This window comes from Streptococcus mitis (genome assembly GCF_003942775.1).
GTDB lineage: Bacteria > Bacillota > Bacilli > Lactobacillales > Streptococcaceae > Streptococcus > Streptococcus mitis_CN.
On sequence record NZ_RJNX01000001.1, the window covers coordinates 226,470 to 239,302 of the forward strand.

12 protein-coding genes are annotated in these 12,833 nt (G+C 42.7%); 1 reads left to right on the forward strand and 11 read right to left on the reverse strand.

Features of this window, described 5'->3' with window-relative positions; all coding sequences use genetic code 11:
- Positions 1 to 227 precede the first annotated feature (227 nt).
- The 10 genes from alaS to budA form a co-directional block, all read right to left on the reverse strand.
- Positions 228 to 2,846 carry an alanine--tRNA ligase gene (gene alaS, locus D8848_RS01150; protein ID WP_125442881.1) on the reverse strand — a complete coding sequence of 873 codons (2,619 nt, stop codon included), beginning with the start codon at positions 2,844 to 2,846 and terminating at the stop codon, positions 228 to 230.
- A 21-nt stretch (positions 2,847 to 2,867) separates the two neighbouring features.
- Positions 2,868 to 3,353: an LURP-one-related/scramblase family protein gene (locus D8848_RS01155; protein WP_125442882.1), complete on the reverse strand. Its 486-nt coding sequence runs from the start codon at positions 3,351 to 3,353 to the stop codon at positions 2,868 to 2,870.
- Positions 3,354 to 3,628: 275 nt separating this feature from the next.
- On the reverse strand, positions 3,629 to 3,871 hold the full coding sequence (locus D8848_RS10835; protein WP_125443005.1) for a hypothetical protein: 243 nt from the start codon (positions 3,869 to 3,871) through the stop codon (positions 3,629 to 3,631).
- 160 nt (positions 3,872 to 4,031) lie between these two features.
- Entirely contained in the window at positions 4,032 to 5,102 is a 1,071-nt protein-coding gene (locus tag D8848_RS01165; protein WP_125442883.1) for an ABC transporter substrate-binding protein, read from the reverse strand.
- Positions 5,099 to 5,872, reverse strand: a complete 774-nt coding sequence (locus D8848_RS01170) for an ABC transporter permease (protein WP_125442884.1) — start codon at positions 5,870 to 5,872, stop codon at positions 5,099 to 5,101. Before D8848_RS01170 ends, D8848_RS01165 begins: the two co-directional genes overlap by 4 nt.
- Entirely contained in the window at positions 5,869 to 6,675 is an 807-nt protein-coding gene (locus D8848_RS01175) for an ABC transporter permease (RefSeq protein WP_000753801.1), read from the reverse strand. Before D8848_RS01175 ends, D8848_RS01170 begins: the two co-directional genes overlap by 4 nt.
- On the reverse strand, positions 6,656 to 7,813 hold the full coding sequence (locus tag D8848_RS01180) for an ABC transporter ATP-binding protein (RefSeq protein WP_020903185.1): 1,158 nt from the start codon (positions 7,811 to 7,813) through the stop codon (positions 6,656 to 6,658). Before D8848_RS01180 ends, D8848_RS01175 begins: the two co-directional genes overlap by 20 nt.
- A 159-nt stretch (positions 7,814 to 7,972) precedes the next feature.
- The gene (gene murB, locus D8848_RS01185) at positions 7,973 to 8,878 is read right to left on the reverse strand and encodes a UDP-N-acetylmuramate dehydrogenase (RefSeq protein ID WP_125442885.1); all 906 of its coding nucleotides are present in this window, start codon (positions 8,876 to 8,878) and stop codon (positions 7,973 to 7,975) included.
- A 115-nt stretch (positions 8,879 to 8,993) separates the two neighbouring features.
- Positions 8,994 to 9,746, reverse strand: a complete 753-nt coding sequence (locus D8848_RS01190; RefSeq protein WP_060628582.1) for a YhfC family intramembrane metalloprotease — start codon at positions 9,744 to 9,746, stop codon at positions 8,994 to 8,996.
- Positions 9,747 to 9,755: 9 nt separating this feature from the next.
- Positions 9,756 to 10,487, reverse strand: a complete 732-nt coding sequence (gene budA, locus D8848_RS01195) for an acetolactate decarboxylase (protein ID WP_033681610.1) — start codon at positions 10,485 to 10,487, stop codon at positions 9,756 to 9,758.
- A 141-nt stretch (positions 10,488 to 10,628) separates the two neighbouring features.
- Here budA and D8848_RS01200 point away from each other — a divergent pair, with 141 nt between their 5' ends.
- On the forward strand, positions 10,629 to 11,900 hold the full coding sequence (locus tag D8848_RS01200; protein WP_125442886.1) for an aminotransferase-like domain-containing protein: 1,272 nt from the start codon (positions 10,629 to 10,631) through the stop codon (positions 11,898 to 11,900).
- Between the two features lie 19 nt (positions 11,901 to 11,919).
- On the opposite strand, the gene D8848_RS01205 is transcribed toward D8848_RS01200, so the two are convergent.
- On the reverse strand, positions 11,920 to 12,735 hold the full coding sequence (locus D8848_RS01205; protein ID WP_000837373.1) for an ABC transporter substrate-binding protein: 816 nt from the start codon (positions 12,733 to 12,735) through the stop codon (positions 11,920 to 11,922).
- Between the last annotated feature and the right edge of the window lie 98 nt (positions 12,736 to 12,833).

Below are 12,833 nucleotides of genomic sequence, written 5' to 3' on the forward strand. Positions count from 1 at the left end.
ATAAAGCCAGGTCCAAACAGATTTGGCTTTTTTGTAGTCAAAAAAGACCTACCCAAATGGATAGATCTTTATACTCAATGAAAATCAAAGAGCAAACTAGGAAGCTAGCCGCAGGTTGCTCAAAGCACTGCTTTGAGGTTGCAGATAAGACTGACGAAGTCAGTCACATATAAAATCCAAGGCGAAGCTGACGTTGTTTGAAGAGATTTTCGAAGAGTATTACTTGATTACAATTTACCTGCTACTGCATCCAACAATTCTTGGATCTTAGCTTGGTTGCTTCCTCCTGCCATGGCCATGTCTGGTTTACCACCACCACGTCCATCGACGATTGGTGCCAATTCTTTGACAAGGTTTCCTGCATGAAGGTCTTTTGTCTTGCTTGCGACAAGGACATTGACCTTGTCACCAATAGCTGCAACTAGGACAAGCACATCAGAGTAGTCTTTTTGTTTCCAGTTATCTGCAAAGGTACGAAGGGCACCTGCATCTGATACAGACACTTGACTAGCAATGTAACGGTGACCGTTGACTTCCTTAACATCCTTGAAGATATCACCTGCGGCAGCTGCTGCGGCTTTTTCTTTCAACTCAGCATTTTCTTTTTGAAGTTGACGAAGTTGTTCTTGGAGTCCTTCCACCTTGTGAGGTACTTCCTTGACTTGAGGTGCTTTCAAGGTTGCTGCGACAGCTTTAAGAGCATCCTCTTGCTCACGGTAGGCTTCAAAGGCTTCCTTACCAGTCACTGCCAAGATACGGCGAGTTCCTGAACCGATCCCTTCTTCTTTGACAATCTTGAAGAGACCAATCTCAGAAGTGTTACCAACGTGGGTACCACCACAAAGCTCGATAGAGTAGTCACCGATAGTCACGACACGAACTTCCTTGCCGTATTTCTCACCAAAGAGGGCCATAGCTCCCATTTCTTTAGCAGTGTCAATATCCGTTTCAACTGTCTTCACTTCAAGAGCTTCCCAGATTTTTTCGTTGACTTGCTGTTCAATCGCACGCAATTCTTCTGCAGTTACTGCTTGGAAATGAGTAAAGTCAAAGCGAAGGAATTCAACTTCGTTAAGAGATCCTGCTTGTGTTGCGTGGTTTCCAAGGATATTATGAAGGGCAGCGTGAAGCAAGTGAGTCGCAGTGTGGTTTTTCATAACACGGTGACGACGATTAGTATCGATTGCCAATTTGTATTCTTGGTTCAAAGCAAGCGGTGCAAGGACGTCAACAATGTGAAGAGCTTGTCCGTTTGGTGCTTTTTGAACATTTGTCACAGTCGCCACAACTGAACCAGCCTCATCCAAGATTTGTCCATGGTCAGCTACCTGTCCGCCCATTTCAGCGTAGAATGGTGTTTCTGCAAAGATAAGAGAGGCAATTCCTTCTGACACAGCTTCTACTTCTGCATTGTCAGCCACAATAGCCACCAATTTAGAAGATAATTGGCTAGCATTGTAGTTGAAGACACTTTCTACAGTGATGTTTTGAAGGGTTTCATTTTGCATACCCATTGAGCCACCCTTGACAGCTGAGGCACGCGCGCGTTCTTGCTGTTCTTTCATGGCTGCTTCAAATCCTTCACGGTCTACAGTCATCCCAGCTTCTTCAGCGATTTCTTCAGTCAATTCAACTGGGAATCCATAAGTGTCATAAAGTTTGAATACATCTTGACCAGCAATGACAGATTGACCTTTTTCTTTCAAGTCAGCTACAATGCCTTGGGCAAAGTGTTGACCTGAGTGAAGGGTACGAGCAAATGATTCTTCTTCGCTCTTAACGATTTTTTCGATAAAGTCACGTTTTTCAAGCACTTCTGGGTAGTAGCTTTCCATGATTTTACCAACAGTTGGAACGAGTTTGTAAAGGAAAGGCTCGTTGATTCCCAATTTTTGACCATGCATAGAAGCACGACGGAGAAGACGACGAAGGACATAACCACGACCTTCATTTCCTGGAAGGGCACCATCCCCAATGGCAAATGAAAGTGAACGGATGTGGTCAGCGATAACTTTAAAGCTCATGTTGTCGCCATCTTGGTCATAGACCTTACCAGACAATTTCTCCACTTCACGAATGATTGGCATGAAGAGGTCCGTTTCGAAGTTGGTCTTAGCCCCTTGGATAACGGCCACCAAACGCTCCAAACCAGCGCCCGTATCAATGTTTTTGTGTGGCAATTCCTTGTATTCGCTACGAGGAACAGCAGGGTCTGCATTAAATTGTGACAAAACGATGTTCCAGATTTCGATATAACGGTCGTTTTCGATATCTTCTGCAAGGAGACGAAGACCGATATTTTCTGGGTCAAAGGCTTCACCACGGTCAAAGAAGATTTCTGTATCTGGTCCAGAAGGTCCTGCACCGATTTCCCAGAAGTTGTCCTCGATTGGAATCAAGTGACTTGGATCCACTCCCACTTCAATCCAGCGGTTATATGAATCTTTATCGTCTGGATAGTAGGTCATGTAAAGTTTTTCAGCAGGGAAGTCAAACCATTCTGGGCTTGTCAAAAGCTCATAAGCCCAAGTGATCGCTTCGTCACGGAAGTAATCTCCGATAGAGAAGTTCCCCAACATTTCAAACATGGTATGGTGACGCGCAGTCTTCCCTACGTTTTCAATATCGTTGGTACGGATAGCCTTTTGGGCATTGGTAATACGTGGATTTTCAGGGATAATGGTCCCGTCAAAGTATTTCTTAAGGGTTGCTACCCCAGAGTTGATCCACAAAAGAGTTGGATCATTTACAGGAACCAAGCTCACTGATGGTTCTACAGAGTGACCTTTGGTCGCCCAGAAATCAAGCCACATTTGGCGTACTTGTGCACTAGATAGTTGTTTCATATTGTCTCCTTATTTACTTGTTTAATGTGATTGGCTTTCCAGCATTTCCACATAGTCAATCGCGACACAGAGGGAAATGACTAGGTCTGCATAAGCGTCCTCAAGCACCGTTACGGTATAGGTAGAGGTCAGATGGAAGAGTTCCTTCTTAATTTCCGCAATCAACTGATCGCGATCATCCAGCAATTTGAAATCCAAATCCCAGATATTGCCCTCGATACGAAGACCCAGATTATCAAACTCATACTTATCTCGCCAGAAGGTCAACTTCTTGCGAATGACAAAACTCGAGCCATCCTGAAGTTGAATTTCAAAACGAGGAAGCAAGGTCAAGATTTCTTTACTAATCTCACTGACTTGTTCACCAGCCGCATCATAGATGGTAAAGGTTTTAGGAATCTTAAAAAATGATCCCTCTACCTGATAGGCGATTTCTCCTCTGTCATCCTTGATAGCGAAGCGTTCGCCTCCAAGACGAAACTTTTGTTTGACAAGAAATGTTTTCATCAACACCTCCAAAAAATCAAAAGACAAGCTCATATCACGAAGGGCGAAAAACCGCGGTACCACCTTCATTCAATGAACTTGTCATTCTCTTATTCTTATGCAATTGTTAAATTGAGTAGCATGACTTCCTAGCTTAGATGGCTCGCAGCACCGCCATTTCTCTGGACTAAGACAACAGAAAATCAATTCTCAACTTTCTTATTATAACGTTTTTTTAAGCTTGCGTCAACTGGAAATCATCTCCATTGAATCAGACCAATTCCCTACATCTCAGATTACTTTTTCAGAATATACTTTTTCTTACTGCTATCACTCTTTTTATCCCAACTTTTATTCCAAAGTTTTGAATTGTTAAAGATAGCTACGAAAATATTTGCAAATATAAAGAACCCTATCACCAAATGTATGGAATCAGTTGTTAGGTATTGTCGATCCAAGCCATCCTTTAAATGGAATAGTATAATTGTTTCGTCAACAATCAAAAAGGTTGGCCAATAACTTTTTTTGAAAAAGTAGATATCTTCATTTTTTGTTACCGCTTTCTGTAAGGTTAAGATTAGTATACTACTAGGCTAAAAAATAAGCAACCAGAATAGAAAAATATACAGTTAAAAAATTGCCTTCTATTTTTTAAAAAACGAACCAGCTCTAACTGATTCGTCTTCTTACATTCTATTCCTACTTCCGATACATTTTAAACTGTAGGAAGAGGTCGCTATATTTTCCTGTCCATTTATGGTCAAATTTTTCATAAACTTCTAGGTGTTTCATGGTTTCAGCATCTGGATAGAAGGCCTTGTCTTCTTTTTTCTCCTCTGGGAGCATTTCCTTGGCTGGTAGGTTTGGTGTTGAATAGCCAACATACTCCGCATTTTTGAGAGCATTTTCGGGTTTCAACATAAAGTTGATAAAGGCATAGGCTGCATCTTGGTTTTTGACTGTTTTTGGTATAACCATATTGTCAAACCAAAGGTTGCTGGCCTCAGTTGGTACCACATAGCGTAGATTTTCATTTTTTTCTAGCATTTGGCTGGCTTCACCAGAGAAGGTCACACCGATAGCAGCGTTGTTCTGAATCATGTAGCCCTTCATCTCATCCGCCACAATAGCCTTGATATTTGGAGTCAACTTGTAGAGCTTGTCCACTGTCTCTTCCAACTGCTGGGGTTCCTTGGAGTTGAGGCTGTAGCCGAGGGAATTGAGTCCGAGTCCCAGCACCTCACGCGCCCCATCAAAGAGCATGATAGAGTTCTTATACTCTGGCTTCCAGAGGTCATCCCAATGCTCAGGCGCTTGATCTACCATAGTTTCATTGTAGACAATTCCCAAAGTCCCCCAGAAGTAAGGGATAGAGAATTTATTGCCTGGGTCAAAGGACTGGTTGAGAAACTCTGGTCCGATATTTTCAAGACCTTCAAGTTTTGAATAGTCAAGCGGAACCAAGAGGTCTTCGTCCTTCATCTTGTTAATCATGTATTCACTAGGAATTGCAATATCGTAGGTCGTTCCACCCTGCTTGATCTTGGTATACATGGCTTCGTTGGAGTCAAAAGTCTCATACTGGACTTGGATTCCTGTTTCTTCTGTGAATTGCTCCAAGAGTTCTGGATCGATATAGTCTCCCCAGTTGTAGATAACCAATTTTTGACTATCTCGACTATTGATTTTACTATCTAGATGGGTTGCAATTCCCCACAAGACGAGGATAATCGCTACAATTCCTGCTAAAAATGAATAGAGTTTTTTCATGCTTGCTCCTCCTTCTCACGTGAGATAAAGTAATATCCAACAACTAGGATAATACTAAAGAGAAATACAAGGGCAGACAGGGCATTGATTTCTAGCGAAATCCCCTTACGAGCACGAGAATAAATCTCGACTGACAGGGTTGAAAAGCCATTTCCCGTTACGAAGAAGGTCACGGCAAAGTCATCTAGCGAATAGGTGAAGGCCATGAAGTAACCTGCAATGATAGACGGTGTCAGGTAAGGAAGCATGATTTCCTTGAACATCTGAAATTGACTGGCACCAAGGTCATAGGCCGCATGAATCATGTCACCGTTCATTTCCTTGAGTCGAGGCAAGACCATCAAGACCACGATAGGAATCGAGAAGGCCACGTGACTAGATAGAACGGTCAAAAAGCCAAGTGAAAACTTGAGTTGGGTAAAGAGAATCAAGAAGCTGGCACCAATCATAACGTCAGGCGCAACCATAAGGATATTATTGAGTGAAAGAAAGGCTTCTTGGTATTTCTTACGAGATTGGTAAATATAAATGGCACCAAAAGTCCCGATAATGGTCGCAATCAAGGCTGACAGGAAGGCCAAGAAAAAGGTCTGAGTCACAATCAACATGAGACGACCATCGCCAAACATGGTTTTAAAATGGCTCAGGCTAAAGCCTGTAAAACTATTCATGTCGTTACCTGCATTAAAAGCATAGCCAATCAAGTAAAAAATCGGCAGGTAGAGGACAAGAAAAACCAGTCCCAGATAAAGGTTGGCAAATCTTTTCATCGTTCTCTCCTTTCCTTGGTCACCCACATGGTGATGAACATGGTCAGGATGAGAATCACACCGATGGTAGAACCCATACCGTAGTTGTCATTGGTCAGGAAGTTCTGCTCAATGGCTGTCCCCAAGGTGATAACGCGGTTCCCACCAATCAAACGGGTCAGCATGAAGAGACTCAAGCTGGGGATAAAGACCGACTGGACCCCACTTCTCACCCCATTCATCGATAGAGGGAAGATGACATGGCGGAAAGTCTCCCACTTGGTCGCACCGAGGTCATAGCTGGCATTGATGAGGTTGTTATCCATATCGTCCAAGACATTGAAAATCGGCAATATCATAAAGGGAAGCTCGATGTAGCTTGCTACAAAGATAAAGGAGAAATCGGTAAAGAGCAACTGCTGTGAACCGATTCCGATAAATTCCAAGAATTGGTTAATAGAGCCATTTTGACCAAAAATCCCGATAAAGGCATAGGCCTTGAGGAGCAAATTGATCCAAGTTGGTAAAATAATCAGCATGAGCCAGAGTTGACGGTGCTTGAGACGGGTCAAAAATAGGGCTGTTGGATAGCTGATAAGGAGGGTTACAAAGGTCACAATTCCTGCATAGAGTACAGAGTTGAAACTCATTTTTAGATAGGTCAAGTTTTGTGACGCAAAGTAAGATTTATAGTTTTCTAAACTGAATTGGCCTTCGATATTGAAAAAGGATTGTCCGAAAATCAAGACCAAGGGTGCCAACACAAAGAGGGCAATCCAGAGCATGTAGGGCACTACAAAGAGTTTAGAGCTTGTTTTCTTCATCTCTTTCCTCCTCGATTGCATTGATCAGACCTGCTTCTTGCTCTTCGATTTCCACGTATTCTTCGATACGAGCATCGAACTCTTCTTCTGTTTCATTGAGGCGCATGATGTGGATGTCTTCTGGTTCAAAGTCCAGACCGATTTCCTCACCCACGATGGCCTTACGAGTCGAGTGGATCATCCATTCATTTCCAAGTTCGTCATAGGCGATAATTTCATAGTGAACCCCACGGAAGAGCTGGGTATCGACCTTAACTTGGAGCTTGCCTTCTTCAGGAAGGGTAATGCGCAAGTCTTCTGGACGAATCACGACTTCGACTGGCTCATTTGGCTTCATCCCCCCATCGACCGCTTCAAAGCGTTTGCCGTTAAACTCAACCAAGTAGTCCTCAATCATGGTACCTGGCAAGATATTTGACTCACCGATAAAGGTGGCAACAAAGTGGTTAATCGGCTCATCGTAGATATCTACTGGTGTTCCAGACTGGACAATCTCGCCATCATTCATAACGAAAATCCAGTCACTCATGGCAAGTGCTTCTTCCTGATCGTGAGTGACAAAGACAAAGGTAATGCCCAATCGTTGTTGCAGTTCACGCAGTTCATACTGCATGTCTGTTCTCAATTTCAAGTCCAGCGCTGATAAAGGCTCGTCTAGCAAGACCACACGGGGTTGGTTGATGATGGCACGGGCAATAGCCACACGCTGACGTTGTCCTCCAGAGAGTTTACGAATGGAACGTTTTTCGTAACCTTCCAACTGAACCATCTTGAGAACTTCAGTAACACGTTGCTCGATTTCTTTCTTGTCAATCTTGCGCAAGCGGAGCGGAAAAGCAACATTTTCAAACACATTCATATGTGGAAACAAGGCATAGGATTGGAAAACCGTATGGACGTCACGCTTGTTGGTTGGGATGTCATTGATACGGACACCATCCAGCAAAATATCTCCTGTCGTCGCATCCAGTAAACCTGCAATGATGTTAAGGATAGTTGATTTCCCTGAACCAGACGCGCCTAGAAGAGTATAGAACTTCCCTTCTTCCAACTCAAAGTTGATATCTTTGAGAACCTTGGTGTTGCTGTCTTCAAAAACTTTAGAGACGTTTTTGAATTCAATAATTGGTTTTTTCAATTGTCATTTATTCCTTCTTTTTCATAGATTAACAGATCAGGGCTCTGTCAGGCCGCTACTACCTCGTGTAGGAGATTGAACTGCCTACATTCTTCTGCACTGACGATAGGCTTTCACCCCCTTTCCATGACATAGCAGCAGCTTTTTAACTAAAACTTCCTACTTGCTTTCACCTAAAATACGGACTTCCCTCTCAAGGGTGACACCTGAGTGTTCCTTGACTTTTTCAATCACAGACTCAATCAAGTCCTCGTAGTCTTTAGCCGTTCCGTCAGCAACATTAATCATAAAACCTGCGTGTTTTTCTGAGACTTCAACACCACCGATACGATAACCTTTCAAGCCAGCTTCTGAAATTAATTGACCTGCAAAATGCCCTACTGGACGCTTAAAGACCGAACCACAAGATGGATATTCTAAAGGTTGCTTGAGTTCACGTAGATGCGTCAAACGATCCATTTCTTGCTTGATAACCTGATGACTTCCTGGAGCAAGGGCAAATTTAGCTGACAAGACAACTGCACCAGATTCTTGAATGGCTGATTGGCGGTAACCAAAAGCCAAATCTTTGGCAGACAGGGTCTCGATTTCTCCGTCCTTGGTCAAAACCTTACAAGACTGCAAGATATGGGCAATCTCGCCACCATAGGCACCCGCATTCATAAAGACAGCACCGCCAACGCTTCCAGGAATGCCGCAAGCAAACTCAAAGCCAGTCAAACTGTGACGAAGGGCAATGCGAGTTGTTTCAATCAAGTTAGCACCAGCTTCAGCTTCAATGGTATAGCCATCAACGGAAACATTATTAAGCTTGTCACACAAGATAACAAATCCACGAATCCCACCATCACGAACGATGATGTTGCTGGCATTCCCAAGAACCATCCAAGGGATATTTTCTTGATTGGCAAATTTGACAACGCGAGCCAACTCAAAACGATTTCGTGGAAAGACCAAATAATCGGCCTCTCCACCTACTTTTGTATAACTATAGCTATGCAAGGGTTCCTTGAAACGGATATCAATCCCTTCTAAGATTTCAAGCATTTTTTCTTTTACTGACATGACACTCTTCCTTTTACAAAATTCATTCCATTATACCATTTTTAAGACCATTTGACGACCCTAAAAAAAATCTCGTTTGGTTTTTGCATAAGAAAAAGAGGTTCCCCCCTTTTTCTTATGATTTTTTGCAAAAGATTGCCTTAGTTCCATAGGCAACCAGAACAAGTTCAAGTGCTAGGACAATTTCAACCAAGACTGGATTGGTCAACCAGCCAACTTGGGCAAGAGATGGTGTCAGGTCAAAGAAGGCATGTAGTCCATAGGCCGCTAGGAGATAAATCCATTTTTTCTGGCGAACAGCTTGGTAAACCCAAACAGTCAAGAGTAATTGGAAACCTAGCGCCAAGATTCTCTCAAAACCAAGCAAATAAATCTGCCAGACTGATAGCGACTGAATAGTTTTCAACATATTTTCAGACAGCAATTGCATGACCTGTGGATTCTGAGTTTGAACTGCTGAGAGAACGATGTAGAGATTAATCAAACTAGTAAGACCTAGGAAAATCAACTCCAAGCCACCATGCCCCAATCCATAAGCCAAGGCATCTGCCTTTTCCAAACTTCTCTTTTTCTCCAACCATTTGAAGAAAATAAGACGAGCAGTTTCCTCAAAAAATGCTGCCATGGCTAAACCATAGATGATATAGACAAGCGGATGGTCTTGCAAGAGGGCAATACTACCGTCTTTTTGAGGATGTAAAACGAAGATATGCACCAGTTTTTCCAAAATCTGTGAAGAGACAAAGAAGGCTACAGCCCCCAAGCCCAAAACAGCTAAATTAATCTGGTACTTCTTTTTGGCATACCAAATGCTCCCTATTAGAAAAGTCAGCAAAAACACAATGGTAATAATGATATGAATGTTCATTTTCTTCTCCTATTCTGCCTTTTCAATATCTTTTTTCATCTCATCAACATTGAACTTGGCAAACAAGTATTGGCGGTCTTGAACTGGGAAACGTTGGTCTAATTGGTCAACTGCCCCCACTTCGATGATTCCTTCTTTTATGACAAAATCCATGACATGCCCACCGAAGGTCAAGTCATCTGAGATGAAGTGCAGATGGTAGCCTGCCACACTAACTCCATGAAAAATCTCTGGCGTCCAGAAACCAACGATGGTTCCTGCGACATTGTCACGACGATATTCAGGTTGATGGGTTGCAACATCAGCAAACTTGGTCTCTGGTGTTGACTTGGGAATCATGCGCACATGCATATGTGAAAATTCCCCACGAATCTTGATAGAGCGGAAAAGATTTTCCCCGTCATAATAAGACTCAATTCGCTCCTCCAATTCCTTGTCCGTCATCTCAAAGCGCTGTCGGAAAATAACCTCTGCCTGATGCGGTACTACTGCTGCATAAGGAATAAGGGCATCTGGTGACACCTCCACAATCTCTGGCTGGTCGCCTGATCCTTTGGCCTGATAAGCCTTGCCATCCAAGACAATCAATTCTCCATCAATGGAATCCAAGGTTCCCAAACCAAGGTCACCATGCTCTAGCAATTCTCCTACTGTCATAGTCCCACCATAAAGGCCAGCCATCAAGGCTCCAAGGGTATTGTATTGAAATAATTTCACTGGTTCCTGCACGTTCTTATCCATTCACTTTCTTGTCTGTTATTCTATAAATGTTACTCCTAAGTATACCACATTTGCCCCTAGATGTGAACGAGAGAAACACCCTAGACATTGCCAAGAAGGAAAAAAAAGGGTACAATGTAACAAAATCAAGGGAGGTCTGGAATGAAGAAACAAAGCAAGTACCAAGAGGTCGTATCTTATCTGAAAAACGGTATCGAGTCTGGACGCTTTCCAACGGGAAGTCGCCTGCCTTCTATTCGTCAACTGAGCCTTGACTTTCACTGTAGCAAGGACACTATTCAGAGAGCCCTACTGGAATTACGGCACGAACAATACCTCTATGCCAAGCCCCAGAGTGGCTACTATGTCCTAGAACAAGGGCAACACCAGGACCTAGAAATTGAGGTTACCGACGAACATGCCAGTGCCTATGACGATTTCCGACTCTGTGTCAATGAAACCCTGATTGGACGGGAAAACTACCTCTTCAACTACTATGACAACCAAGAAGGATTAGAAGACTTAAGGCAATCCATTCATAAACTCCTCTTTGACCAAGCTCTCTACTGCAAGGCTGATCAACTGGTACTGACTTCTGGAACTCAACAAGCCCTTTTTATCCTTTCTCAAATATCCTTTCCTAGCCAAGCCAAGGAAATCTTGGTGGAACAGCCGACCTACCATCGAATGAATCGCCTCTTGATTGCTCAGGGATTGGACTATCAAACGATTGAACGAGGCATTGATGGAATTGACTTGGAGGAACTGGAAAGCCACTTCAAGACAGGTAAAATTAAATTTTTCTATACCATTCCTCGATTTCACTATCCTCTGGGGCATTCCTATTCAGAGCAGGACAAACGGGCTATTCTTGACTTAGCTGCCAAGTATGGTGTCTATATCGTAGAGGACGACTATCTGGGTGATTTGGACTCCAAGAAGGGCCAGACCTTCCACTATCTAGATACAGAGGAGCGGGTCATTTACATCAAGTCCTTCTCAACCAGCCTCTTTCCAGCCCTGCGGATAACAGCACTCATCCTTCCAAATGCTATCAAAGAAGCCTTTGTGGCCTACAAAAATATCCTAGACTACGACAGCAACCTCATTATGCAAAAGGCACTGTCACTCTATATTGACAGTCAATTATTTGAGAAAAATCGGCTAGCTCGCTTATCCAATCAGGAAGATTACCAAAAACAAATCGAGGAAAGCTTAACTAAAACTCCTTGTCCCCTCCCTCACTTTCCCCTACACGATGGTTTATTACTAGACCTGAGACAGTATCCTAAAATTGCTAGTCTCAAACACAGCCAACTGGGCTTGGATTTCTTTGAAGAGGCTTACTTGGGTGCCTGTCCTTATCAATTTGCCAAGGTGTCCTTAGACAATCTGAAAAAGGTTTTAAACTATTTAAAAGCAGAATTGGAATGACTTCCAACTCTGCTTTTTCTTATTGTTCAACTTCTGTTAAGGTTGCCGCTTTTTCAAGATATTTTTGGTAGGTACCGTCATCCTTGAGTTTTTGGATGACCTTGTCCACCACTTCTTTCAAATCAGCACTATTTTTTCTAAGGGCAACTGCATTAGCTTCGCCGTCCTTCATCTTCAAGCTGACAGTTGCGACAGCTAAGTCGGCGTTTTTAGCAGCATAGCTAAGGGCAACAGGCTCATCCATGTGAACAGCATCAACTTTTCCAGCCTGCAATTCATTAACTGCTTCACCCATATTAGTTAGGGAAGTCAGCTGAGCTTTTGGCAATTGTTCCTTGACCATAGACTCTGGAACAGTCCCTTTTTGGGCTGCAATATTAGCACTTTCAAGGCTAGTTAAATCCTTGTATTTTTCTACATCAGCCTTACGAACTAAGAAACTAATCTTGTTTTCATAGTAAGGGATTGAAAAATCAAAGACTTCTTTTCTCTCGTCAGTAGCGCTAATTCCCGCAACTGCTAGGTCAGCCTTACCAGTTTGAAGACTGGTCAAGACATTGTCAAAACTCATGCTTGAGATTTCCAACTTCACCCCAAGTTCGTCAGCGATAGCTTGGGCCATATCAATGTCCGCACCGACAACCTGATTTTTCCCGTCAACCAAAGACTGAAATTCAAAAGGTGCATAGTCAGGACTGGTCGCCACAACTAATTTCCCCTTTTGCTTAATGGCTTCAACAGCTGACTGAGAACCATTAGAACCCGACTGGCAAGCCACTAAGAAGAAGCTTGCAAGAAAACTACATAAAACAAATATCCATTTTTTTGATTTCATAAATAAACAACCTCACTGTTAATTTTGTATAATTATAACACTATCCAAGTTGCTTGTCAAGTATTTTTTGAATTTTTATCTTAAAAATATTTTTTTCA

Excerpts from the sequence above, each read along its gene's own strand:
- D8848_RS01165 (WP_125442883.1), bottom strand. The coding sequence starts at position 5,102 with ATGAAAAAACTCTATTCATTTTTAGCAGGAATTGTAGCGATTATCCTC.
- D8848_RS01190 (WP_060628582.1), bottom strand. The coding sequence starts at position 9,746 with ATGAACATTCATATCATTATTACCATTGTGTTTTTGCTGACTTTTCTA.
- D8848_RS01175 (WP_000753801.1), bottom strand. The coding sequence starts at position 6,675 with ATGAAGAAAACAAGCTCTAAACTCTTTGTAGTGCCCTACATGCTCTGG.
- murB (WP_125442885.1), bottom strand. The coding sequence starts at position 8,878 with ATGTCAGTAAAAGAAAAAATGCTTGAAATCTTAGAAGGGATTGATATC.
- alaS (WP_125442881.1), bottom strand. The coding sequence starts at position 2,846 with ATGAAACAACTATCTAGTGCACAAGTACGCCAAATGTGGCTTGATTTC.
- D8848_RS01155 (WP_125442882.1), bottom strand. The coding sequence starts at position 3,353 with ATGAAAACATTTCTTGTCAAACAAAAGTTTCGTCTTGGAGGCGAACGC.
- D8848_RS01205 (WP_000837373.1), bottom strand. The coding sequence starts at position 12,735 with ATGAAATCAAAAAAATGGATATTTGTTTTATGTAGTTTTCTTGCAAGC.
- D8848_RS01170 (WP_125442884.1), bottom strand. The coding sequence starts at position 5,872 with ATGAAAAGATTTGCCAACCTTTATCTGGGACTGGTTTTTCTTGTCCTC.
- budA (WP_033681610.1), bottom strand. The coding sequence starts at position 10,487 with ATGGATAAGAACGTGCAGGAACCAGTGAAATTATTTCAATACAATACC.
- D8848_RS01200 (WP_125442886.1), top strand. The coding sequence starts at position 10,629 with ATGAAGAAACAAAGCAAGTACCAAGAGGTCGTATCTTATCTGAAAAAC.